16 protein-coding genes are annotated in these 24985 nt (G+C 48.3%); 7 read left to right on the top strand and 9 right to left on the bottom strand.

Translation table 11 applies throughout. The annotated features are described in order from the left end of the window. The first annotated feature begins 5 nt into the window (after positions 1–5). Positions 6–1193: a phosphoglycerate kinase gene (locus GK108_RS06605; RefSeq protein ID WP_163944694.1), complete on the top strand. Its 1188-nt coding sequence runs from the start codon at positions 6–8 to the stop codon at positions 1191–1193. 93 nt (positions 1194–1286) lie between these two features. Continuing rightward, complete coding sequence (locus GK108_RS06600; protein ID WP_163944691.1) at positions 1287–1925, top strand: hypothetical protein; 639 nt, start codon at positions 1287–1289, stop codon at positions 1923–1925. Between the two features lie 69 nt (positions 1926–1994). Here the strand turns inward: GK108_RS06600 and GK108_RS06595 are convergent, their stop codons facing one another. The 4 genes from GK108_RS06595 to GK108_RS06580 all read right to left on the bottom strand — a co-directional run bounded on the left by GK108_RS06595 (position 1995) and on the right by GK108_RS06580 (position 5708). Continuing rightward, a complete protein-coding gene (locus GK108_RS06595) occupies positions 1995–3506 on the bottom strand; it encodes a tetratricopeptide repeat protein (protein WP_163944688.1) in 1512 nt (503 codons plus the stop codon). 13 nt (positions 3507–3519) lie between these two features. Next, entirely contained in the window at positions 3520–4275 is a 756-nt protein-coding gene (locus GK108_RS06590; protein ID WP_163944685.1) for a zinc ribbon domain-containing protein, read from the bottom strand. Positions 4276–4292: 17 nt separating this feature from the next. Then, positions 4293–5393, bottom strand: coding sequence for a Nif3-like dinuclear metal center hexameric protein (locus GK108_RS06585; RefSeq protein ID WP_163944681.1), 1101 nt, complete (start codon positions 5391–5393; stop codon positions 4293–4295). Positions 5394–5465: 72 nt separating this feature from the next. Then, positions 5466–5708, bottom strand: a complete 243-nt coding sequence (locus GK108_RS06580; RefSeq protein WP_163944678.1) for a type B 50S ribosomal protein L31 — start codon at positions 5706–5708, stop codon at positions 5466–5468. 583 nt (positions 5709–6291) lie between these two features. On the opposite strand from GK108_RS06580, the gene GK108_RS06575 reads away from it, so the two are divergent. Further along, entirely contained in the window at positions 6292–8772 is a 2481-nt protein-coding gene (locus GK108_RS06575; RefSeq protein WP_163944675.1) for a ribonucleoside-diphosphate reductase subunit alpha, read from the top strand. A 72-nt stretch (positions 8773–8844) separates the two neighbouring features. On the opposite strand, the gene GK108_RS06570 is transcribed toward GK108_RS06575, so the two are convergent. After that, entirely contained in the window at positions 8845–11184 is a 2340-nt protein-coding gene (locus GK108_RS06570) for a S9 family peptidase (RefSeq protein WP_163944672.1), read from the bottom strand. Between the two features lie 276 nt (positions 11185–11460). Between GK108_RS06570 and GK108_RS06565 the strand changes: the two genes are divergently transcribed. Then, positions 11461–14328, top strand: coding sequence for an ATP-binding protein (locus GK108_RS06565; protein ID WP_163944667.1), 2868 nt, complete (start codon positions 11461–11463; stop codon positions 14326–14328). An 87-nt stretch (positions 14329–14415) separates the two neighbouring features. Further along, positions 14416–15213: a polysaccharide deacetylase family protein gene (locus GK108_RS06560; protein WP_163944664.1), complete on the top strand. Its 798-nt coding sequence runs from the start codon at positions 14416–14418 to the stop codon at positions 15211–15213. 60 nt (positions 15214–15273) lie between these two features. On the opposite strand, the gene GK108_RS06555 is transcribed toward GK108_RS06560, so the two are convergent. The 4 genes from GK108_RS06555 to GK108_RS06540 form a co-directional block, all read right to left on the bottom strand. Then, on the bottom strand, positions 15274–16023 hold the full coding sequence (locus tag GK108_RS06555) for a carboxypeptidase-like regulatory domain-containing protein (RefSeq protein WP_163944660.1): 750 nt from the start codon (positions 16021–16023) through the stop codon (positions 15274–15276). Between the two features lie 82 nt (positions 16024–16105). Beyond that, positions 16106–17152 carry a glycoside hydrolase family 43 protein gene (locus tag GK108_RS06550; protein WP_163944657.1) on the bottom strand — a complete coding sequence of 349 codons (1047 nt, stop codon included), beginning with the start codon at positions 17150–17152 and terminating at the stop codon, positions 16106–16108. A 34-nt stretch (positions 17153–17186) separates the two neighbouring features. Further along, positions 17187–18557: a glucuronyl esterase domain-containing protein gene (locus GK108_RS06545; RefSeq protein ID WP_212592745.1), complete on the bottom strand. Its 1371-nt coding sequence runs from the start codon at positions 18555–18557 to the stop codon at positions 17187–17189. Between the two features lie 298 nt (positions 18558–18855). Then, positions 18856–19920: a sensor histidine kinase gene (locus tag GK108_RS06540; RefSeq protein ID WP_163944654.1), complete on the bottom strand. Its 1065-nt coding sequence runs from the start codon at positions 19918–19920 to the stop codon at positions 18856–18858. 217 nt (positions 19921–20137) lie between these two features. On the opposite strand from GK108_RS06540, the gene GK108_RS06535 reads away from it, so the two are divergent. Together GK108_RS06535 and GK108_RS06530 are read left to right on the top strand one after the other, a co-directional pair. Continuing rightward, the gene (locus GK108_RS06535; RefSeq protein ID WP_246224732.1) at positions 20138–23404 is read left to right on the top strand and encodes a SusC/RagA family TonB-linked outer membrane protein; all 3267 of its coding nucleotides are present in this window, start codon (positions 20138–20140) and stop codon (positions 23402–23404) included. A 48-nt stretch (positions 23405–23452) separates the two neighbouring features. Next, on the top strand, positions 23453–24949 hold the full coding sequence (locus GK108_RS06530) for a SusD/RagB family nutrient-binding outer membrane lipoprotein (protein WP_163944651.1): 1497 nt from the start codon (positions 23453–23455) through the stop codon (positions 24947–24949). The last annotated feature ends 36 nt before the right edge of the window (positions 24950–24985 follow it).

The raw sequence follows: 24985 nt of genomic DNA, 5'->3' as shown, positions 1-24985 counted from the left end.
GTCGCATGAAAACAGTAGATTCTTATAATTTCGCTGGGAAGAAAGCCCTGGTTCGGGTTGACTTTAACGTACCACTCGACAAGGAGTTCAACATCACTGACGATACGCGCATTAAGGCTACCATTCCAACCGTCATGAAAATCGTGAACGACGGCGGTTCAGCCATTTTAATGTCGCACCTGGGTCGCCCGAAGGGAGGTCCTGAAGAAAAATACTCGCTGAAGCATTTGCTGCCAGCGCTGACAGAAGCCTTTGGCCGCGAGGTTAAATTTGCGGATGATTGCATTGGTCAATCAGCCATCGATCAGGCAGCCAGCTTGCAACCGGGCGAAATCCTATTGCTGGAAAATCTACGTTTTTATAAAGAAGAAGAAAAAGGCGATGTTGCCTTCGCGGAGAAATTAGCGAAGCTTGGCAACGTTTGGGTAAACGATGCGTTCGGTACAGCACACCGCGCTCACGCTAGTACGGCCGTGATGGGCCAGTTCTTCGAGGATCGGGTATCTGGCTACGTGATGCAGGCTGAACTTGACAATGCCAAAAAGATATTGGAAGAAGCCGAACGGCCATTTACCGCTATTATGGGTGGCGCCAAGATTTCCGATAAAATTCTGATTATCGAAAAGCTGCTCGATAAAGTCGATAATCTGATCATTGGCGGTGGTATGACCTATACCTTCACCAAAGCACAGGGTGGCGCTATTGGAAAGTCGCTGCTCGAAGCCGATAAACAGGATCTGGCACTGGAACTGCTCAAAAAGGCGGAAGAAAAAGGCGTTAAGATTTATATGCCTGTCGATAACCTATGTGCTGATGATTTCTCGAACGATGCCAATCGCCAGATTGTGGCAACCGGCGAAATTCCGGATGGCTGGGAGGGTCTGGATATTGGTCCAGAAACTATCAAACTATTTACGGACGTCGTTCTGAATTCTAAAACCATCCTTTGGAATGGTCCAATGGGTGTATTTGAATTCCCGAATTTTGCTACGGGCACCAATGCTATCGCCGAAGCGGTCGTCAAAGCGACAGAAGAAAACGGTGCGTTCTCGCTGATCGGTGGTGGCGATTCCGCTTCAGCCGTTAACCAGGCGGGTTATGGCGACCGTGTTAGCTACGTATCGACGGGTGGCGGTGCCCTGCTCGAATACATGGAAGGTAAAACACTACCCGGTGTAGCTGCACTGGCGTAATTAAAGATCAACTAGCAAAAAAATAGATACGCCATGTCTTCAAGACATGGCGTATCTATTTTTTTGCTAGTTTGGTGACTTACTATAAAGTATATGCCTACCCATCGTCATGAATACTATCCACCGTTAGTGGAAGAACAATACTATCATATTTATAATCGAGGTAATAATGGCGACAATATATTTTATCAGGATCGAAACTATACATATTTCCTTCAAAAATACGATTACTATTTAAGCCCCTACCTGGAGACGTATGCCTTCTGTCTATTACCTAATCACTTTCATCTACTAGTCCGTATCAAAGCCTTTAGCAGTTTATTAGAAACTGAGAAAAAACTTCATTCTGGTACTGAATATATTACGGTGCCAGAACGTATTATTAGCGAGCTTTTCCGACGTTTTTTCATGTCATATGCCAAATCGATAAAAGTTCAGGAGCAGCGAACAGGCAGTTTGTTTGAAAAGAACTTCAGAAGAAAATGGGTTAATTCCGATCAATACTTTACGGCATTAGTCGCTTATATTCACAGGAATCCACAAGCTCATGGCATGTGTACTGACTTTACCCAATATCCTTACAGCTCTTATCAACGTATTACTGACCCCAAACCAACCAGGCTAATGAAGCAATCAGTCCTCAACTGGTTTGGTGGTAGTGAGCCATATTATCAATTTCATCAGAATTGTGGTCAATCAGGACTGATTGATGATTTAATTATTGATGACTAATTGTAGACGTATTGTAAAAATAGATACGCCATGTCTTGGAGACATGGCGTATCTATTTTTACAATACGTCTACAGGCTACTCAAAGCTGCCCTGGCTTTGTTATCGACACTGTTTTTATATTCGTGATGCTTAAAAGCGAGTGCTTTTTCAAAGAATAACCGAGCCTGCGTTCGGTCATTCTTTTGTTGGTAAATGTAGCCTAACTGCAAGGCCGACGTAGCACCAAAGGAAAGTTCTTCGCGCTGGCCGTCGCGCGAATCGCTTAGCAGCAACGCCCGTTTCAGGTACGATATCGCTACGTCTGGTTCCTTTCGGCGCTGATAGATACGCCCCAGCCGATAGTTAAATTCTGCCTTTTCGGCCAGCACTGGGAATTTCGTTTCGGTATAAGGCCGTAAATACGCTAACGCACTATCCGTAAATCCGCCATCGGAAGCCAGACGCGCCCGCATCAGCACTTTCTGATTCGGCGACACACCTTGTTTTAGATAGGCCTGAGCGAACTTCTGAGCCGCCTTATCCGATTCAACAGTCGTTCGTCCTACCGCTGTTACTTTCTGTAAAAATGGGCGAGCTTTCAATTCCGGTTCGTTGGCCAGCCAATGGCACAAGAACAGTTTATAGTATGAATCCTTGACAAAGTTTCGGCCTTTATACGTATTCAGGAATGCCTGAAAATGAGCGATTGCCGTCGCATACTGTCCTTTCTGGAGATAAATATCGCCCAGAATGTTGTCGATGATAGGCATTGCCTGATACGTAGCGCCAGTTGGTCGAGCCTGTAGGTACGTCAACGCCTGCTCACTACGTCCATTTTTCTGCTCAATGGTTGCTCCAAAGAAATGAAGCAGCAGGCTGTCGTCATTATCAGCGATCAGATGCTTCAGCTCCTGCCCATCTGAATCCGTGAATTTTAGTACGTATGCCCGTACCATCAGGTCAATCAGTTGGGCTTCGAATCGAAATGTAGGGTCTTGCTGCGCCCGTAGCAGTTCCTGCTGCCCCTGTTGAACGTTACCGTGAAAGCCCAGTAAGTTAGCTACCCAACTGTAATTATCTGGTACAGAGCCGATCATAATATGCAGCGTTCCCAATGATTTATAGGTCGGCAAAAAATCCGGAAAACGTTTCTGATTAGCCGCTAACAATTTATACGCCCGAATTACATCCCAGCTAGCACTTAATTCCTTACCAAACTTCAGCTTTACAAACGCCCAGTGCAACCGCACTTCGGCCTGCAGGACACGTTGCCACGGCGAATCTTCATCCAGTTTTTTCAGCGCGCTGAGCCGCTCATCTTCGCGGTCGCTCAGGCTGGCAAAAGCCCGGTCATCGTCGGTGGTTACCAGCGTAATCATATCGGCATAATCGTCCAGAAAGATACGGATGCCGTTGTAGGTTCTTTCTTTGGCCAGCAACTGGCGGGCAGCAGGCATTTTTAGCTTGTGCATCGCCACGTAAGCCTGTTGCATCCCCGGTGTCCAGCTAAAATCCTGGGCCTTCAGAAAAACAGGCAGGCTACACAGCAAAAACAAAAGCACCGGACAAATGCCCGGTGCTTTTGGCGTCAACAATTTCATAATTAGCGTGCTATTAGCGACCACGACCAACCGTAGCTGGTTCAGGGGCCCCTTCAACATCGGCAAAGATCCGGCCGCAGTGTTCGCAGACAATAATTTTCTTTTTGTCTTTAATATCGGCCTGACGCTGAGGAGGTACTACGTTAAAGCAGCCACCACAAGCACCCCGCTTTACGGTTACAACCGCCAACCCATTCAGCGCATTGCTCCGAATTTTGTTGTAAGAGTTCAACAAACGAGGTTCTACGTTTGTCGACTGCTCGTCGCGCTGTTTAATGATTTCCTTTTCTTCTTCCTGGCTTTCCGACGTAATTTGATCAAGCTCCTGCTTTTTCGCCTTAAGGTCTTCTTTCCGTTCGTTCAGCGCAGCCTGCGTTGTTTTAATCTCTTCTTCCTTACCCCGCACGCGGAACTGAGCTTCGTTGATCCGTTTATCAGCTAACTCGATTTCGAGCGACTGCAACTCAATCTCTTTCGAAATGGCGTCGAATTCGCGGTTATTCCGCACGTTCATCTGCTGATCCTTGTATTTTGTAATCAGCTTCTCGGCGTCTTTCTTTGTAATGCGGTTGCGCTCGATATCCTCTTCCAGCGTCTTGATTTCAGCCTGAAACTTCCCAATACGCGTTTCGAAGCCGGCAATATCGTCTTCCAGATCACGTACTTCTTCGGGCAGGCCACCGCGAATTTTTATGAGTTCGTCTAATTGAGAATCAAGGGATTGCAGTTTAAGAAGAGCGTCTAATTTTTGCGCAATCGTCAGTTCCATTCGGAAAATTGTTAGTGCTATATGAAGTAGCGAACCGGATTCGTGTCCGTTTCAGCTAAAATTACCGCAAAAGTAGTGAATTTTTTTGCCAAATGCAGGCTAATTAACTCTTTTGTAAAGACTTCACTCTCGTAATGACCTATATCACAGATCAGAATGCGCTTGTCGGCATCAAAAAACTCGTGGTACTTATAGTCGGCCGTAACGAATACATCGGCTCCAGCCCGTATGGCATCCGATAGCAAAAAGCTTCCTACGCCCCCGCAAACGGCCACACGCCGGATTGGCCGATCGAGTAAAGGGGTGTATCGAATCAGATTCAGCCCCATACGTTGCTTAAGATAGGCCAGCCAGGCCGCCCCTTCTAATGGCTCTGTCAGATCACCGACAGCACCGGAGCCAACCTCCTGATTCTGATTATCAAGCGCCGTTAAATAATAAGCGACCTCTTCGTACGGGTGCGATTGACGTAACGCTGCCAGCATTTGCCCCTGCTGATGAGATGGAAAAATCACTTCGAGCCGATTTTCAGACTCTTCATGGTAATCACCCACTTCGCCAATGACAGGCTGCGCACCCTCTCCGGGCTGATACGTACCAGTGCCATTTACCCGGAAGCTGCAATTTTTATACTTGCCAATCTGTCCAGCCCCTGCCGAGTAAAGAGCATCGAGGACACGCTGCGTATCGGCAACCGGAACAAACGTAACGAGTTTGCTTAACACCTGTGTTTTAGGGGCAAGAATTCGTACGTTCTGCAGCGCCAGCTTCTCCGCAATCTTAAAATTGACGCCCCCCACTACGTTGTCCAGATTGGTATGGATCGCGTAAATGGCTACGTCATGTTTGATGGCTTTGATGACCGTGCGTTCAACGTAGGTTTTGCCATTTAGTTTTTTTAGCCCCTTGAACACGATGGGATGATGGGCTACCACCAGATTGCAGCCTTTGGCAATGGCCTCGTCGATAACGGCTTCCGTGGCATCAAGCGTTACCAGCACGCCCTGGAGCTCCGTTGTTGGATCACCCACAATCAGGCCAGAATTGTCATACGATTCCTGATAAGCCAGCGGAGCCAGGCTTTCCAGATAGGCAGTCAAATGACGAATTTGAGGCATTGGCGCTACAATGGATAAGTAATGCAAAAAGCCCCTTTGTATCGGGGCTTTTCGACTAAAAATACAATAAGCTTATTTGGTGCCGTAGCGCTTACGGAATTTGTCAACGCGACCAGCTGTATCGAGCAGTACGTTCTTACCCGTGTAGAATGGGTGCGATTGCGAACTAACTTCAATTTTAACGAGTGGGTAGCTTTTGCCTTCGAACTCGATAGTGTCTTTAGTTTGAACGGTTGAGCGGGTCACAAATTTATAGTCGCTCGACAGGTCGTGGAATACCACTTCGCGGTAGTCCGGGTGAATGCCCTTTTTCATGATCTAAATCTCAGTTTCTTGTCATCTCCTCGGTTTCCGACCGAAAAGGACTGCAAAGGTACGGTGTTATACCGGGATTGACAAGCAGTTTTTCAGGTTCTTTTTCTGTTTGATTATCAAGCGGATAAACCTGTCCCGTTGCCTAATAATCGCTTAACAAAGCCTTGATACTGTCCTATTTCTTCCTATTTTCAGGAGTCTTTACACTTCTTCAGTACGGCTCTCTTAGTCAGGTTTGGATTTGAGACCGCAAAGTAAAATCGCTCTTTTATTTTTTTTAGCTCGACTCGTCTATCGGGTATTGTTAAGTCACTAAGCCTTACGGCTTAACAATTTCTTAACCCATTAGCTAGAGTTGCACGTTTCAACGAATCGCGAAAACGACCGAACCATCCTGGTTGATTTTCCGTCTATTTCAATAGAACTTTAAGACTCCGTTACATCGTAACTACGCTTAACGGTCACAGTTCTACTATTCAGGTTACTTTATTACTATTATTCCTAGCTGACAATAACCTCCTATAGTCGCCCAATTATTGAATTAAAATTTTCTCATATACTATAAAATCTAACCCAAACGCTCATGTACGTAATCAAACGTGACGGACGCCGGGAGTCGGTCAAGTTCGACAAGATTACCGCCAGGATTGAAAAACTGTGCTACGGTCTTGACCCGGCTTATGTTCAACCTGTTGAGGTTGCCATGAAAGTGGTAAATGGCCTCTACGACGGCGTAAAAACCACTGAGCTGGATAATCTGGCAGCCGAAACAGCCGCTTCGATGACCACCAAGCACCCCGATTATGCTATCCTGGCTGCTCGGATTGCTATTTCGAACCTGCATAAAGAGACCAACAAATCGTTCTCCGGCACCATCAAGCGCCTGTATACGTACGAAGATCCTAAAACCGGCGAAAATGCTTCGTTGATTTCAAAGGAAGTTTACGAGGTTGTTCGCCACCACGCAGCGCTACTCGATTCGACCATCATCTATGACCGCGACTATGGATATGATTACTTCGGCTATAAAACCCTGGAGAAGTCATACCTACTGAAAATCGACGGCCGTATTGCTGAACGCCCGCAGCATATGCTGATGCGGGTAGCGGTTGGTATTCATATGGATGATATCGACGCTGCGATTGAAACCTATAACTTACTCAGTGAGAAGTGGTTTACGCACGCTACGCCAACGCTATTCAATGCCGGAACGCCGAAGCCACAGATGTCGAGCTGCTTCCTGTTAACCATGCAGGACGATTCAATCGAAGGGATCTACGATACGCTGAAACAAACGGCTAAGATTTCGCAGTCGGCTGGTGGTATTGGTCTGAGTATTCACAACATCCGGGCTACGGGAACGTACATTAAGGGGACTAACGGAACCAGCAACGGTATTATCCCGATGCTACGTGTCTTTAACGATACAGCCCGCTACGTCGATCAGGGAGGTGGTAAACGGAAAGGTTCTTTCGCGATTTACCTGGAACCCTGGCATGCCGACATTTATGACTTCCTGGACCTGAAAAAGAACTCTGGGAAAGAAGAAAACCGTGCCCGCGATCTGTTCTATGCCTTATGGACGCCCGATTTGTTCATGAAACGCGTAGAAGATAACGATACGTGGTCGTTGTTCTGCCCACACGAGTGTCCTGGTCTGGCTGACTGTTACGGCGAAGAATTTGAGGCTTTGTATACACGCTACGAGCGTGAAGGCCGCGCTCGCCGGACTGTGAAAGCACAGGATCTGTGGTTCAAAATTCTGGAGTCGCAAACCGAAACCGGCACGCCTTATATGCTATATAAGGATGCTGCGAACAAAAAGTCGAACCAGAAAAACCTCGGCACCATCAAGTCGTCGAACCTTTGCACGGAAATCATCGAGTATACAGCTCCTGACGAAGTAGCGGTTTGTAACCTGGCCTCGATTGCGCTACCGAAGTTTATCACGCGTGGTAACGACGGTATTCTGCGCTTCGATCACGAGAAATTGTATGAGATTACGAAAGTAGCTACGCGTAACCTCAACAAAATTATCGATCTCAACTACTACCCAGTAGAAGAAGCGCGTCGTTCCAACATGCGCCACCGGCCAATTGGTCTGGGCGTACAAGGACTGGCCGATGCCTTCATTATGCTACGTATGCCGTTTGAGTCGGACGAAGCGCGTCGCCTGAACGAAGATATTTTCGAAACCATTTACTTCGGAGCTATGACGGCTTCGATGGAACTGTCGAAAGAATACGGCCCATACGAAACCTGGAAAGGCTCACCAATTTCGCAGGGTCAATTCCAGTTCGACATGTGGGGCGTTAAGCCAAAATCGAATCGCTGGGATTGGGAATCACTACGTAACGACGTTGTTGAACACGGTGTTCGGAACTCGTTGCTACTGGCCCCCATGCCAACCGCTTCGACCTCGCAGATTCTTGGCAACAACGAATGCTTCGAACCCTACACGAGCAACATTTACACCCGTCGCGTACTATCGGGCGAATTTGTGGTGGTTAACAAGCACCTGCTGAAAGATTTAGTGAAACTAGGTTTGTGGAACGATACCATGAAAAATAACCTGATTCTGGCTAACGGCTCGGTTCAGGCAATTCCAGGTATCCCACAAAACATCAAAGATCTTTACAAAACCGTTTGGGAGATCAAGCAGAAGAACATCATCGATATGGCCGCCGACCGGGGTGCCTACATTTGTCAATCGCAGTCGCTGAACATTCACATTCAGGATTCGAACTTCGGCAAACTGACGTCGATGCACTTCTACGCCTGGAAGGCGGGTCTGAAAACGGGTATGTATTACCTGCGCACAAAAGCGGCTGCCGATGCGGTTAAGTTCACGGTTGTTCAGCCTCAGGCCGAGCCCCAGCTCGAACCAGCCATGGCCGAAACAGCACCTGTCGAAAAACCACTCGATTACGCGCAGTACGCCAAAGAGCATGCTACGAATGCGGTTCCTACCCCTGTTCCGATGGTAACGGATCTGGAGCAGCAGTACGCAGCTATGACCTGCTCGCTCGATGACCCGGAAGGTTGCGAGATGTGCGGATCGTAGTACGATAACCGTTTATTGACAATGCATAAAGCCCGCTTGAGCGGGCTTTATGCATTATGATACGTAGCAGAATTACCTTACACTAGTACGTGGATCGGGCTTGATATCGATCAAAAATTCGTGGGGTGTTTCAGCGCCCTGCAAATTCCTGACAAAGTAGTCCCAGCGCCGACGCATCATATAAGGATTGTAGACGCCGAAGCCGTGGGCGCTGTTTGGGAAAATAACCAGATCATAATCCTTGTTAGCTTTTTCGAGCGCTTCGACAACCAGTAACGTATTGTAAGGCGGTACGTTATTGTCCATCATACCATGCGCTAACATGAGTTTGCCTTTCAGATTTTTAGCGTAATTCTGATTAGCCTGCGCTTCATAATCGACGTTGGCAGCCAACCCATTATAGCGCTCACCCCAATCGTCCTCATAGTTACGGTTATCGTGGTTACCCGACTCCGAAATACCTACTTTAAAGAAGTCTGGATAGCGGAACATAGCCGTCGCGGTAGCAAATCCACCGCCCGAATGTCCCCAGATACCTACACGAGTCGTATCGATATAGCCGAATTTCTGCGCCAGCTGGCGAATACCCGTGATCTGGTCAGGGAGCGTGTTAATAGCCATATTGCCATAACTCATGTCATGGAAGCTTTTGGAACGTAATGGGTTACTGGTTCCTTCGATCTCCACTACAATAAACCCTAATTCGGCCAGTGACTGATTATCTTTCCTGGCTGCCGAAAACGACCAGTTCCCAACGCTTCCGCCCTGTGGGCCTGGATAGATATAATCAATAATCGGGTATTTTTTGGCAGGGTCAAGTTTCGTAGGCCGGTACATCAATCCATAGATATCTGTTTTGCCATCGTATGCCTTGAGTGCAATCGGAACCGGCGGCTGCCAGCCGGTGGCCGTCAGCCTCGAAATATCGGCTTTTTCGAGCGTAGCAATGAGTTTGCCTTCAGCATTACGTACCACCGTAACGGGTGGTACATCTGGCTTTGAGTAACTATCCACAAAGTAGTTTCCCGAAGGCGATAGCGTCACCTGGTGATTTCCTTCTTCGGGCGTGAGTACAGCAAAGTTCTTGCCATCAAATCCAATTTTACAGAGTTGCCCAAAGTAAGGATTCACTGCTTGCCGACCGTTGGCCATGAAATAGAGCACCCGCTTTTTCTCATCTACCTTAAGCAGCTTTGTCACAAGCCAGTCGCCTTTGGTGATCTGATTTTTCAGCTTTCCTGTCGTGGCATCATAGAGGTATAAATGCCCCCAGTTATCGCGTTCCGAAAACCAGATAAACTCATTCGATTTATCAAGGTAGCGCCAGTTGATGGCGCCCCAGCCCGATTCATACTGAGTGGGTACTATTTCGTTGAATACATCCCGCACGGCGCCCGTTGCGGCATCGGCAATACGTATTTTTTCCTCTTTATGATCGCGGGAGGTCGATACGAAAGCCAGCTTAGCCCCATCCTCTGTCCAGTTGACATCGTCAAATGTGCCACTACTCGCAATATCATCGCTCAACGTAGCTCTGTGCGGATCGGGCGGAATCTGTAACGCAATCACTTTTGGATTATCGACCTCAATGATAACTCGGGCGATGGTCGGAATATCCTTGTCGCCGGGCAAAGGATATTTCCACTGTTTCAAGGTCGGTTTTCCTACATTGGTCGTGACCAGATACATATCGCTGACCTGCCGCTGATCCTGCCTGAACGTAGCAATCTTCTTCGAATCCGGCGACCAGGCTAAAATAGCTCGGTCGCTCGATTTCCAGCCAGCGTTATCGGTCGCATAGCCGAAATCCTTGATGCCGTCGGTCGTAAGCTGCGTTTCCTTTCCCGTCTGTACGTCACGTAGCCAGAGATTATAGTCTTTGATGAAAGCAGCCCGTTTTCGGTCGGGCGATAAAACCTCGATACCCCCTTCTCCCCTGGCGGGTCGACCACCTGGTTCAGGAGTTGACGTAACGGGCGACGAATCGGCTGTAATCTGATACGTCTGGAGATTGCTTTTCCATTGTTTGCCACCGACCTGAACGATAATCGCTTTCTCATCCGGCGAAAAACGAATCGTCTGAAACGGCAACGTAGCGGCTGCATACTTCTTCCCCGTCACCTTCGACAGGCTGTCGGCCAACCGCTGATGATTAAAGGCAGTCGTACGGGTTCCTTTGGCGGGGTCTACGAGTATGAACTCGCTTCCATTGGCGGTTAAATCGCGATACCAGAACCGATCGTTGGGGAGCCAGTTTGGCCGGACGGAAGCATGGTCGATTAGTTGCTCAGCGTTTGTAGACAAAAATCGTTGAGCCTGTTCATAATCCCTTGTCGTTAGGGCAGGGCGCTGCTGAGCATATGATGAGAACAGGGGCAATAAAAAAATGCCTGTCAGGAGGCTTTTCTTCATGGACAATGTAGGCACTATTGATGAAGGGATTTATCTTGTGTTCAGATCCATTTAACTCTATAATGATACCGGAAAATTTCCATACCACCAGCTAAAAAACAGTCGCAATCAGCGATCCCTTTAAAGACAAGCGGCTTTAGAATCCTATTAAAGTTAAATAATTTGCTTTATAATAACTTAAACTATAGTTTTTGATAAGTATATTTCACATTAATTTATCATTCTTCTGTAGTCAGCAACGACCTTCCTCATCCAACTTTGTAGATACGATTGCGAATGCACCACATCCAGGTTTACCCTTATATCCGTTATTTATGGAGCGATCTGCTATCCCAACCCTGGATGACGTTAATTACGAACATAGCTCCTACACATACTACGCCCTGCCGCCGATTATTCGTTACCTTAACCTACTCATTTTTCACCATCCTATTCTTCTCAAGCCTGCTACAGGCTCAGCCCATAAAACAACCGCTAGCCAAACAGGGCGTTCTTGATCTGAGACAAATAGATTTCACTAGTCAGGCTATTGATTTACGCGGAGAATGGAAATGGTACTGGAACGAACTACGTACTCCTACCGACCCTGAATCGACGTTTGAGTATACGAAATTCCCGCAGTTATGGGCGACCAGTAACTGGAAAAAAGAGCCGCTTTCTAATCAGGGGTACGCTACGTATGCACTGACCGTGTTATTACCCCAACGAACGGTTCCACTGATGCTGGAATTACCCGACCAGTATACGTCTTACCGGCTGTTTGTCAATGGCAGTGAGGTAACCCATAATGGAACTCCGGCCACTACGTCCTTTGCTACTACCCCTTATTGGTCGACGCAACTGGTTCAGGTACCAGCATCTGCCGATACACTTAAGCTGTTACTGCAAATCAGTAATTTTCAGCATGCGAAAGGCGGGTCTGCCAAAGCGATACGTATCGGCGAAGCAACCAGACTGGAAACAGAGCTGGCGACCAGCCGGGCACAGGCGCTTTTTCTGGGCGGTGCCGTTTTTATGACTGGCCTGTTTTTTCTTGGGCTATTCAGCTTTAGCCGGACCGATCGGCCAATGCTTTATTTCGGTTTGTTCTGTCTTATTTATACGTACCGAATCATAGGCACTGACCACTATGCGCTGCACACCTTATTTCCCGACCTTGCCTGGTCGACCACGATCCGGCTTGAGTATACTTCATTATACCTGGCGATAGCTATCTTTCTGGTCTATACCCAGTCACTATATCCTCAGGATACTCACCGTCAGATCATTACGCTGATGGCGTGGGTATGCATGGTTTTTGCCATAACCGTAGTTGTTCTGCCGCCTATCCTGTTCACGCAGTTGATGAACCCTTTTCTGGGTTTAATGGTCGCCTATATTGGTTATGCTTTTTACGTATACTGGCTGGCGGTTCGCCAGAATAGGCCGGGAGCACTGTATTCATTAATCAGCACTGGCATTCTGCTCGTCATCTTCAGCCTGATTCTGGGCGAGTATTTTGGATTAGCTACTCCAATAAAAATAGGTCTCTTTTTAGGATACTTAGGTTTCTTTTTTTTCCAGTCGCTGGTACTATCTTATCGCTTCGCATTCGCCCTCAATGAAGCCCGTTTGACCGAAAAGCAATTTCTGGCCAACATGAGTCACGAAATTCGTACGCCACTGAACGCGATTCTGGGCTTTTCAAGTCTGCTGGAAACAACCCCCCTCACCGATGAACAAAAAGAATTTACCAGCTACATCGGAACGGCGGGCAAAAATCTGCTGACGATTGTAAACGATATTCTGGACATCGCCAAAATTGAATCGGGCATGTTGCCGTTGGAAACGATACCCTTCAGTGTCCAGTCGCTGGTTGATTCGATTCGAACGATGCTTCAATCGGCCGCGAGCGACAAAAAACTACGGCTTACGGCGGATATTGACCCAACCATTCCTCCGGTTTTATTAGGCGATCCCACGCGCCTGACGCAGATTTTATTGAATCTGCTTAGCAACGCTATCAAATTCACCAAGCAGGGCAGCGTACTGATCCGGGTCGAAAAAACTAAGTCGACCAATAAAACCGTTTACGTCCGATTTATTGTCCAGGATACGGGCATCGGTATCGACACCGAGGCACTACCTTATATTTTTGAGCGATTTCGGCAGGCTAACGATTCCACAACCCGGCAGTATGGTGGCACGGGTTTAGGGCTAAGCATCGTTAAATCGCTGGTCCAATTGCAGGGTGGCTGGGTTACGGTATCCAGCACACCTGGCCAGGGTTCTTCCTTCACGGTGGAAATACCCTACCGAATCGCACCCAGCTCAGCCGAACAGCTCATCAACAAACACAAATCGCCCTGGGATAAACCGGGACATAGCTTAAAAATCCTGGTTGCGGAGGATAACCTCATGAATCAGAAGCTGGCGCTCGGTGTACTGAATCGCCTTGGACACGTAGCGCATATTGCGGAAAACGGCCAGCAGGCGGTGGATCGGCTTCGGCACGAATCGTTTGATCTGGTTTTGATGGATATTCAAATGCCGATTATGGATGGTTATACCGCTACTCACCAGATACGGAATACGCTACGTAGTCACATACCAATCATAGCCATGACCGCCCACGCCCTGGCCAGCGAACGGGAGCAATGTCTACAGGCGGGAATGAATGACTTTCTACCCAAACCGTTTCAACCCAGCGAACTTCAACAGCTGATTCTAAAATACGTGCCCAGCTCAACTGTCGAGAATAAAATACCAGCGCCGGTTATCCCTGCTAAATCGAGTAAAGAAACCTTTTCGATTGAACCCCTCCTGAATTCGGTAGGGGGCGATATGGAGTTTGCGCTTGAACTTGTTGAGCTATTTCTCGAACAAACTCCGCTTCACCTTACTCAGCTACGCCAGGCGTTGGCGGCTAATGATCCTGTTGAAATCGGTAAAATTATTCACACGCAGAAAGCGGCCATCAAGATGTTTGGCCTGGAAGATATCGTTCAGCAAATCCAGCATCTGGAAACCTTAATCAGGGCTACAACACCGTTGTCGGATTTCGTTCCACTGGTCACTCAGCTCATTGACAGTTTAGAGGCTGAATTGCCAGCCATCCAGTCCTTTGCCAACAAGGCAGCCAATAACCCTCCTTCAGGCGAGTAAAAAATCGTACACTAAGACTCTACATAGTGCAGTTGCTCAGCTACCGTTTTTCGGTACGTAGTGTTCTAGTCAGAACTTGTTCACAACATGAAAAATAGACATCTTCTCTGGTTATTGGCCATCGTCCATACCGTAGCGTTGGGCCAGAACACGACTACCTGGAATGGTAAACAATGCGCTGTCGTCCTGACTTACGACGATGCGCTTGCCGTACATCTCGACAAGGCCATTCCTGCGCTGGATTCGTTAGGTCTGACCGGAACCTTCTATTTGTCGGGTTATGCAGCTGGCTTTGCCAATAATATTCCTCGCTGGAAAACAGCCACCAATAAAGGTCACGAGCTAGCCAACCACACCTTGTTTCACCCTTGCGCTGGTGATCAGCCGGGCCGGGAGTGGGTAAATCCGACGTACGATTTAAGTAAGTACACGCTCCAGCGGATGACCGATGAAATCAAAATGACCAACACGCTCCTGAAAACGCTCGATGGTAAAACCGCCCGTACGTTTGCCTATCCCTGTGGGGATACTAAAATTGGCGGGGTTGATTATTACAAATCCGTGGAAGCCGACTTTGTGGCGGCTCGGGGCACAAAGGCCGAAATGCTGACAATAGACGGGATCAATTTCGCGGATATTGGCTCATACGTTATCAACGGTCAATCGGGCGAAGAGATGATCGATCTGGTAAAAAAAGCCCAGGCCACCAACTCGCTGATCGTGTTTCTGTTTCACGGGGTAGGTGGTGGCCATTCGCTGAATGTTGCCTTGCCAGAACATAACAAGTTGCTACGTTACCTGAAGCAAAACGCAGGTACTATTTGGGTTGCCCCGTTTATAGACGTTGCGAACTATGCCAAAAGCCACCAGATGGCGCATAAATAAATGATAGTTGATTTGCCTGACGCTACGTTCCAGAAGTCAGGTCAGTTATGTTATATGCATTCAGTTGCTGCCAGTCGATAGATTTTCGGTCAGATGCGTCATTCCTCCTGAAATAACCGTTGGCTTTACTTTATCGGAGAGAATAAAAATGACATCGTCTAATTTCATCAAATGATTCGACGGAGTTAAATGAAGGATGAATCTCCTAGAACGATATCCTGTAGCGAAAACGCGTATTTCTACGTCTGGGTTGGGATCTGCCGCTTGATACATTAATGTAAATTCTCCGTTACTGTCACTTGGTGTTGCCTGACCCGTGTTACTGCCAACCCGTAAAACCGACACCATCGCGTTTTTGATCGGCCATACAGCCCCATTCGAATCCACGCGAGAAACCTTTCCTCTGAAAACCCATTCTGGTATTGTCTCACGAATCGTTGGCAGTAACGTAGCGGGAGTTGGAATGACGACCCGTTCCTGATTTATTCGCGGGGGTAACTCTTTGTTTTGCGCCTGTACCGATTGCCAGCTCAGAAAGCCCATAGTCAGGAAACCAAGCCAACGATGCCATACCGACGTAGCATTTGATTGAGGAGCTACGACCAACCGATTCAACTGCTCATCACGAAAACGGCCACAACCCGTCTCCGACGATTTACTGAGTAAGCGTACTAACTCCTGATCGGAGAAAGTGGCATAATCGACAACCGGTTTCTGACAGCTTGCACAAAAACGCCCGCGTTCGGACGGTTGCATCGCATCCCAACGTTCATGACAGGGCCGGGGAATCTGAATAGTAAGGGATCGCATGCCTGGGCTGTTTAGGGTTTAGAATAACAACCAATACTACTACAGCCCAGACATATTTTCCGGCCGAATAATTCCCAGATAATCAGGGAGTAATTAACTGGATAGACCCATCGGCGTTACGTTTCAGCTCACGTACTTTGATGTTCCGAAGATGCGTTTTCCCCGACAATTCGACATCGTGGTAGAAGATATACCATTTTCCGTTGAATTCCACAATAGAATGGTGCGTCGTCCAGCCGGTTACGGGTTTCATAAATGTTCCCTGATACGTAAAGGGTCCGTAGGGCGATTTGCTGGTGGCATACGCCAGATAATGCGTATCGCCGGTTGAGTAGGAGAAATAATACGTACCCTTGTATTTATGCATCCAGGCTCCCTCAAAAAAACGACGATCGTGATCGCCACCCAGTAAGGGTTTGCCGTTCTTATCCAGAATTTTCACATCGCGGACGGGCTCATCGAACGTCAGCATGTCGTTGCTCATTCGAGCCACCTTGGCGGTCAGCGCCGGTTCTTTATCTTTTTTCAGATCGGTCTTCAAACTGGCATCATACTTTCCCGTATGCCACCGCTGAAGCTGTCCGCCCCAGATACCTCCAAAATACATATACGATTTCCCATCCGTATCGGTAAACACGGCCGGGTCAATACTGTAACTACCCGGTATTGGCTTTGGCTGCGGTTTGAACGGTCCAGTTGGCGATTTGCTGGTAGCAACCCCAATCCGAAACACGTCCTGCTTATCCTTAACCGGAAAGTAGAGGTAATACGTACCATTTTTATAAGCCGCATCGGGTGCCCATAGCTGACGGCCAGCCCACGGAATAGTCTTGATATCCAACGCTACGCCATGGTCGGTTACTTTACCGTTGATGTTATCCATCGAAAAAACGTGGTAGTCACGCATATTGAAATGACCACCTTCATCATCCTCCGGTACGTTGGCTTCAATATCGTGCGACGGATAAATATAGATTTTCCCGTTGAATACGTGCGCCGACGGATCAGCCGTGTATAGGTTGGTTACGAGTGGTTTAGGCTTCGCTGGAGCCTTCTGACCAAGCAAAGGGCCAGTGCTGATGGCAATCAGGGCGATTGCCGTAAGGGTTAGTTTATTTGACAGGAACATAAAACAGGAATTGGCAAACTATGATGTATAAATTTCACTTAAAATACCGATCGGCAAAGAGCAGGAATGTTGGCCAGTTAGGGCCGGTCGTGTGCCCACCACTATGCTGACGAAAAGCAATATCTCCCTCAACCAGGGCTGTTTCTACGGGCGGAAACTCCATCGTTCCCAAGTCTTTTTTACCTAGCAGTTTATAGACCGGTCCGGCGTAGGCTCCACCCAGAAACATGCCTTTGGCATCGACCCAGTTGCCCTCTACCTGTGGAGAACCCGAACTGATGAAAACCGGCCTTGGCGCACACAGAGCCACTAATTCATGGGCATCCACGGGCAAATCATTGGGCGTTAAGGGTCCAGCGTATTTGATAAAATTACCAGCCATCCAGTGGTACTCCGCCGACGATGCTACGTTCTCGACCTGCTCGCCAAACGTACGACGGTGAATCTTAACCCCTCCTTCTCCCGAAGAACCCACAAAGGCAATGGCAAAACGGGGTTCATAAGCCATCGTTACAATCGTTGCCTTACCGTAGCGCGATAAGCCTTCAATACCAACTTTCTCAGCCTGTACGGCCTTATCCGTTTCGAAGTAATCCAGCGCCCGGCTGGCTCCCCATGCCCAGGCACGTAGCGTGCCCCAGTCGTCGGGTTTGCGCGGCTGGCCTTTGTTGACCAGCCCAATAATTCCTTTCGTTAAACCGGCTCCATTATCAGCCTGGTAACTGGTTGGATAAATAACAGCATAGCCCCACCCTTTTGCCAGCAATTGCTGCTGCCAGGTTGGTTCTGCGGGTTGCGTTGATGCTGGCGGCCGAAAACCAGGCAGGAACCGAAATCCATAACTCATTATGACGGGCACCGGGCCGGTCGCATTGGCTGGTGTAGACAGCCTTAACTCAATATCGACGTTAATAGCCGGGTACGATGAGTTATCGACATGACCGATCAGATTCTTGGTTATTACCGGAATATCACCGTTCATTTCGCGCGTTTCGCTTACGACCTTCCACGTAACGTTCGGTATGTTCTTCGGAACTCGCCCGTACATTTCCCGGTCAAAATCGTCCACAATCTCCGGGCGACGTTTGCTCCACCACTGGCTGGCCGTTGTTACTTTCTTCCCATTTTTCATGGTCAACGGATCCGGTAAGCTCGTATAGGTAGTGGCCTTCGACTCATCGACATTAGCCGCATTGGGTGCATTCGGATTTCCTGATGGACCCGACCGAAGCGACGTAATATGCAGTTGCTCCATCATCAGCTTATGGTCTTCCGCTGATTGTTTCTGAATAACCGCCTGCGCTTCCATAAATGCTTTCCGGGCCGAATCCTGACTAGCCGACTGGGCCAAGGCATACGTAGAGACGATCAGATGGCCTATCAGCAGATAAACTATCTTTTTCATAGGGAATAAAGTCGTGATTAAGGGTTGGTTTAAGAAGTTCTTACTGAGTTATAGAATCCGGTAATTTAGTCTTTTCCGTTTTCTGCAATCGGTTGAATAAACACATTATACATGTCGAAAAGTAGAGAATTTCGGCAGATATCTCACTAAAAAATGGCTTTAACTCTTTCTATAAGGCTGAATACTACAAAAACTAACGCTTAATCTCCATTAAGTAATCGCTTTATGCAACCGATTGCTTAAGAACAAACAAACCACATTCCAGACCTGTAAGCTGCTCGTTCGTCTGAGTCGATTGCTACGTATATAATAAAGGTAGCATCACCGTAAAATGACCATCATGATCGGTCACGATGGGTTCGGGCTGCTCAAGGAGTCGGTATTTTGTTGAAATATTCGATAAACCGACCCGGTTCGAAGCCATTCGTAGACTCTTCGGCTGGAGATTATTTTTCACCCGCAGCCACCCTTCTGAATTAGTATCGATCGAAATATGTAAAGGCTGGCTAATCTGTACCCGATTGTGTTTCACCGCATTTTCAACCAGCAATTGAAGGGTCAAGGGCGGCAATAATAACGTACGGGTTTCGGGGGTAATGTTTACCGTCAGGTGAACTCCTTCCTGATGGCGGGTTTTAAGCAGGTAATAATAGGAATCAATAAAGGCCAGTTCCTGATCCAGCGTGGTCAGATTCCCCTCGTTGGTCTGAAGCAAATATCGATATACTTTGGCCAGCTCATCGACAAACTGCTCGGCCTTGGCTGGCTCTTCGCTAATCAGCGACGAAAGCGCATTGAGGCTATTGAACAGAAAATGAGGATTAACCTGCGTTTTCAGCACCTCCAACTGGTTCAACAGAGCCTCGCGTTTGTACGCTTCAGTCTGAAGACTATTCTCCCGCCATTTCGTGAGTGTATAGTATAATTCATAGATACAGAGGGAAATGAAGTTAGAACCGATGCCAATCCAGAAAATGGTATATAAGGTAGCCGACGATGGGTTAAAATCAATGAACGGGAGACTGCTATAGAGCTGGAAAGCGCTGATCTCGGTTCCGATGGTCATAATAATAAAGACCGGAAATTCCAGCATCATTCGTTTCGGCGTCTGTTCAATCCTGGGATACCGGTTCGTAATCCAGCGAATAATGGCCGTCTGAGCCGCCAGTAACGAGAAGCAGACGAAATACGAAGCCCCTGACGCCAGTACTAAAATACGCCAGTCCAGAAAGTAACGAGGGCCAAGCCAGATATAATTTCCCAGTGGTACGGTCCAGGAAACCAGCCCCACCATGATCCAGATACTTTGCGCCGGTAAATTAAGCAATGGGAGCTTGAAAAGCCGACGTAATAAGGCTAGCATAAAATAACCTCCAGGCTAAGCAACATGTCAGAAAAGAAAAGTCAGAAAACAGCTACTAATATCTACAATCAAGTGCATAAATCCTATATACATATTTCCGCGATACGGACGGATAGTTTCTCCGAATGGTCATTGATCAATATGTATTATTTCAGTAGCTTTATAGCTTTTATTGTTAAATAAATATTAATTAATTGTTAAATAATTATTAAGAAATATGAAGAGACATCTCCATATTATTTCTCCTAAAAGGCTATCTATGACCATGGTAGCCTTTTTCATTTCCAGTGTTTTGTGGGCTCAGGGAGTCATACAGGGAACCGTACTGGACGCCAAAAAAGAGCCCTTGGTTGGCATTAACGTGTTGGTCAAAGGTACTACCCGGGGAACCGTTACCGACGTAGCCGGAAAATTCTCGGTCAATGCCGATAATAACGCTACGCTTATTTTTTCGGGTGTAGGGTTTGTCAGGCAGGAAATCCCGATCGGCAACCGAACCGAAATCATCGTCACGTTGAGCGAAGATAACGCTGTGCTAAGCGAAGTTGTGGTAACGGCTTTGGGAATCAAGCGCGATAAACGTTCGCTAGGTTACTCGGTTCAGGAACTGAACGGCCAGGATCTGGCTACTGCCAAAGAAGCCAACGTAGCGACCAGTCTGGCCGGTAAAGTGGCCGGTGTGCAGGTGACTCGTTCAGCCAATGGCGCCGGTGGCTCGTCGCGGGTTATTATTCGGGGAAACAACTCTTTGGTTGGTAACAGCCAGCCACTCTACGTCATTGACGGTATTCCGATGGACAACCAGAACCCGAAAACGCCGGGCAGTTCGGGCGGTATCGATTACGGCGACGGTATTTCGAACATCAACCCCGAAGACATCGAGTCGATGTCGGTGCTGAAAGGCCCCAATGCAGCCGCCTTGTATGGTCAGCGGGGTAGTAATGGCGTCGTGTTAATCACGACTAAATCTGGTAAAAACAAGAAAGGTATTGGTATTAAATACGGTATCGATTACTCGCTGGGCAATGCGCTGGTCTTACCTGATTTTCAGGATGAATACGCTCAGGGCCTAGACGGAACGTTTACTAATTTCAGAGGTAATGACGGTAAAATCTATACCTGGGCGGCTGCTCAGGCAGCAAGCATTCAGGGAATGCCCAAAATGAGCGGTGGCCGGGATCGGTTTACCAGAGCGAGCTGGGGGCCTCGTATGGAAGGGCAGCAATACGAAGACCAATGGGGTAACGTATTGAATCTAACCCCACAGCCCAATACGTTCCAGACGTTTTTCAATACCGAAAAACAGATGGTCAATAACCTCAGTCTTGAAGGTGGCAACGAAAACGTGAACTACCGGCTCGCCTATTCCAACACAAACATTAACGGATACGTACCAACCAATACGCTAGCACGGAATAACATCAGTCTGCGGACTGTTGCGAAAGTAACGTCTAAGCTGGAAGCCGACGTAAAGGTCAATTACATTGCCCAGGCGGGTGTGAACCGACCAACGGTTTCAGATGCGGCCGACAATCCGGCTTATATTTTCATCAGTCAGCCACGTAGCATTCCTATGGATATCCTGGCGAATTCGGCCTGGACAGCCGAGGACGTAGCCAAACAGCTGGGCTACGGCACTACGCCGTTTGTTGGCCTTGAAAAAACATACGCCACCAACTCATCGACCGCCAACCCATACTGGACCATGTCGCGAACCCGCAACACCGATGACCGTCGCCGGATAATCGGACTGATTCGATTGAGCTACCAATTCAACGACTGGGTTCGCCTGACAGCCAGAACCGGAACCGACTTCTATACCGATCAGCGTTTCCGCTATCGCGACAAGGGCACCTACGTAACAACCAACAAAAACGGCGATATTACGGAAGAAGTTACCCGCACCCGCGAAGACAACAGCGATATTCTGCTCTCGCTCACTCCTAAAGTGTCGGAAGATATTTCGTTCTCGTTAAACCTGGGCGCCAACCACCAGCGCTATTTCTCCCGCACAACGGGCAATACAGGTAACGAATTTATCGCACCTAATCTATTCATTATCAATAATACGCTGACTAATTCGTATGTATTCGGACTGTTGGAATCGTCGATTAATTCGGTGTATGGCTCGGGCTCGATTGGCTATAAAGACATGGCCTACATTGACTTTTCGGCCCGAAACGACTGGTCGTCAACGCTGTCGCCGAAGAACAATTCCTTCTTCTATCCGGCTATCAGCGGAAGTTTAATTCTGACGGACGCTTTTCGTCTGCAAAGCCCGGTGTTGAGCTTCCTGAAAGTTCGCGCATCGTGGGCGCAAGCGGGTAGCTCGGGAAGCCCGTATCAGTTGAACGGCAATTATTCGCTGGACCAGTACACGCAGGGCGGCATTCCGCTGGCTTCCTTCTCGTCGACAATTCCCGACCCGAACCTGAAAAATGAGCTAACAACCTCCAATGAGTTTGGTCTGGAAGCGCGTTTGCTGAAGAATCGTATCGGTCTGTCAGTTGCCTACTATAATGCCAGCACGAAAAACCAGATTCTGAACGTACCCTTACCGCCGTCCAGTACGTTTACCTCCAGACTCATCAACGCGGGCGAAATCCAGAACCACGGCATTGAATTGTCTCTGAACGGAACCGTCGTAAAAACAACATCTGGCTTCACCTGGGATGCAACGTTGAATTACTCGCATAACCGCAATAAAGTGGTTTCGCTGGCCGAAGGCGTTTCGACCTACATTCTGGGTAGCGACCGGGGCGTTCAGATTATTGCAACGCCCGGCAAGCCTTTCGGTACCATTCTGGGTAATGGTTTCCAATGGATACGGGATGCCAGCGGCAATCGTATCATCGATCCGGCGACCGGCCTTCCTGTGAAAACGAATGCCAAAATTCTCTACGAGATCGGGAATGCACTACCACGCTGGATTGGCGGTTTCAACAACGTATTGCGCTACAAAGGCATAACCTTATCGGGGCTGGTTGATATCAGTCAGGGCGGCAACATCTATTCGCAAAGTTTGCGCGAAGAACTGGTGTATGGAACAATCAAGAAAACACTTCCTGGCCGCGATGGCAGCTACGTAGCCGAGGGCGTTGTTGGCTCGAAAGCAGCCGATGGTAGCTGGACCAGCACCGGACAGGCGAATACCAAAACGGTACGTGCGCAGGACTACTGGAACGTAATAGCCCCCGATAAAGACAACGTAGTCGCCGAAGAAATGCTTAACGATGCCAGCTACATCATGATGAGGGAGGTAACCCTGAATTATAGCCTTCCGTCGAAATGGGTTAGCCGCACACCGTTCCGTACCATTCGGGCGGGCGTTTATGGCCGGAACCTCTTTTACTTCCAGCGTAAAACAGAAGGTTTCGCTCCCGAAGCCTCTGCCTTCAACGTCAACAACTCGTCGCTGGGTCTGGAATCGACAGCCCTGCCTTTGTTACGTTACGTCGGTTTCAGTTTCAACTGCGAACTGTAGATCCTACTCAGACTAAACTTGATCCAATCCATCAAACTTGATTGATCGATGAAAAAAATACTAAAACCCCTTTACATAGCGGTTGCACTACTAGCGGTGGAGGCATGTACGGGCGACTTCGAAAAAATTAATACCCCTCCTACTTCTGTTACCACCATTGACCCCGGCCTGGTTTTGTCGAAAGTGCAGCGCGATGCGGCTTTTTCAGAAGGCTTTGAATACCCCAACAACCAATTCGGCTCCTGGATTCAGCACTGGGCGGGGGGCGTACTGATTTCCAGTTCACGCTATATCCAGCAGGCCGATACTGATCTGTGGGCAGCCCATTATACGTACTTACGTAACATCAGCCAGATACGGAATCAGTTGTTGAAAGGGCAGGAAAACGACCCGAAAGGACGTACCAAACTGGCCATTGCGCGCATGGTGGAGATTTCCATCTGGCAACGACTGACCGATTTATTTGGCGATGTACCGTATTCGCAAACCGCCCTGGGTGTCGAGAGTGTCAACAATCAGCCTGCGTTTGATACGCAGGAGTCCATTTACAAATCGTTGATTACAACGCTCGATGCGGCTATTGCTCAGTTGAACGCCAATGATGCCAGCTACGGCAACGCCGATTTTTACTACAAAGGCGACGTAGCGAAATGGAAGAAATACGGCAACTCGCTTAAACTCCGCCTGGGGATGCGAATTCGTTATTCGGACCCGGCACTGGCGCAAAAAACCGTTACGGAAGCCATGGGACAGCCCCTGCTCGAATCGAATGCCGACAATGCCGCCATCCCGACGTATAACGATGCGACCAATTCAAATGTGCACCCTGTGCTGAACCACTGGCTGGCCGGTAGCCCTGACCTGAAATACCTGGCTGATACGTTTGTAAATCAACTGGTTTCCACCAATGACCCGCGCTTGCCCGGCCTGGTTCAGCCAACGGTTAGCTCGGTAAAAGCCGGAAAACCAGCGTATAAAGGAATCGGTGTTGCATTGACCGATGCGTTGTTGAAAACCATCATCAAAGACGATTATTCGACAGCGTCGCAGACTACGTTCTTCAACAAAGCATTCTCGCCCGCCATTCCGTGCGCTCAGTTTACGTTTGCGGATGTGAGCTTCTACAAAGCAGAGGCCGCTCTCGAAGGCTGGGGCGCTGCGTCCGATCAGGCCGAAAAATTCTATCAGGATGGCGTAAAGGCGGCTATGGCTATGTCTCCTTTCAACATTACATCGGTGCCCGCCACCTACGCTGAGCTATCGTTCTCGGGTTTAAGCAAAGAACAGAAGCTGGAAAAAATCGGTACGCAAAAATGGATTCAGCTATTTGGCCGGTCGCATGAAGCGTTTATCGAATGGCGTCGGATGGGCTATCCGAAGCTGACACCCGGCCCAAATGCCGGCTCGACCAATGGTCAGATTCCACGCCGAGCTGTTTACTCAACGCAGGAAACGCTGCTCAACAAACCTAATTATGATGCAGCCGTTTCGCGCTTGTCGAGTGGCGATTCGTATACGAGCAAAATATGGGTCGATAAACATTAATCGCTGCATTATCTGTATAAAAAAGGGCCTGCAATG

Origin of the sequence: Spirosoma terrae, assembly GCF_010435915.1 — a bacterium.
Classification (GTDB): domain Bacteria; phylum Bacteroidota; class Bacteroidia; order Cytophagales; family Spirosomataceae; genus Spirosoma; species Spirosoma terrae.
The sequence above is the reverse complement of the archived record's forward strand: the minus strand, read 5'-3'. Positions and strand labels throughout refer to the sequence as shown.

What these genes read in the sequence shown, in the direction of transcription:
- GK108_RS06605 (WP_163944694.1), top strand. Translation starts at nt 6, where the DNA reads ATGAAAACAGTAGATTCTTATAATTTCGCTGGGAAGAAAGCCCTGGTT.
- GK108_RS06600 (WP_163944691.1), top strand. Translation starts at nt 1,287, where the DNA reads ATGCCTACCCATCGTCATGAATACTATCCACCGTTAGTGGAAGAACAA.
- GK108_RS06595 (WP_163944688.1), bottom strand. Translation starts at nt 3,506, where the DNA reads ATGAAATTGTTGACGCCAAAAGCACCGGGCATTTGTCCGGTGCTTTTG.
- GK108_RS06590 (WP_163944685.1), bottom strand. Translation starts at nt 4,275, where the DNA reads ATGGAACTGACGATTGCGCAAAAATTAGACGCTCTTCTTAAACTGCAA.
- GK108_RS06585 (WP_163944681.1), bottom strand. Translation starts at nt 5,393, where the DNA reads ATGCCTCAAATTCGTCATTTGACTGCCTATCTGGAAAGCCTGGCTCCG.
- GK108_RS06580 (WP_163944678.1), bottom strand. Translation starts at nt 5,708, where the DNA reads ATGAAAAAGGGCATTCACCCGGACTACCGCGAAGTGGTATTCCACGAC.
- GK108_RS06575 (WP_163944675.1), top strand. Translation starts at nt 6,292, where the DNA reads ATGTACGTAATCAAACGTGACGGACGCCGGGAGTCGGTCAAGTTCGAC.
- GK108_RS06570 (WP_163944672.1), bottom strand. Translation starts at nt 11,184, where the DNA reads ATGAAGAAAAGCCTCCTGACAGGCATTTTTTTATTGCCCCTGTTCTCA.
- GK108_RS06565 (WP_163944667.1), top strand. Translation starts at nt 11,461, where the DNA reads ATGCACCACATCCAGGTTTACCCTTATATCCGTTATTTATGGAGCGAT.
- GK108_RS06560 (WP_163944664.1), top strand. Translation starts at nt 14,416, where the DNA reads ATGAAAAATAGACATCTTCTCTGGTTATTGGCCATCGTCCATACCGTA.
- GK108_RS06555 (WP_163944660.1), bottom strand. Translation starts at nt 16,023, where the DNA reads ATGCGATCCCTTACTATTCAGATTCCCCGGCCCTGTCATGAACGTTGG.
- GK108_RS06550 (WP_163944657.1), bottom strand. Translation starts at nt 17,152, where the DNA reads ATGTTCCTGTCAAATAAACTAACCCTTACGGCAATCGCCCTGATTGCC.
- GK108_RS06545 (WP_212592745.1), bottom strand. Translation starts at nt 18,557, where the DNA reads ATGAAAAAGATAGTTTATCTGCTGATAGGCCATCTGATCGTCTCTACG.
- GK108_RS06540 (WP_163944654.1), bottom strand. Translation starts at nt 19,920, where the DNA reads ATGCTAGCCTTATTACGTCGGCTTTTCAAGCTCCCATTGCTTAATTTA.
- GK108_RS06535 (WP_246224732.1), top strand. Translation starts at nt 20,138, where the DNA reads ATGAAGAGACATCTCCATATTATTTCTCCTAAAAGGCTATCTATGACC.
- GK108_RS06530 (WP_163944651.1), top strand. Translation starts at nt 23,453, where the DNA reads ATGAAAAAAATACTAAAACCCCTTTACATAGCGGTTGCACTACTAGCG.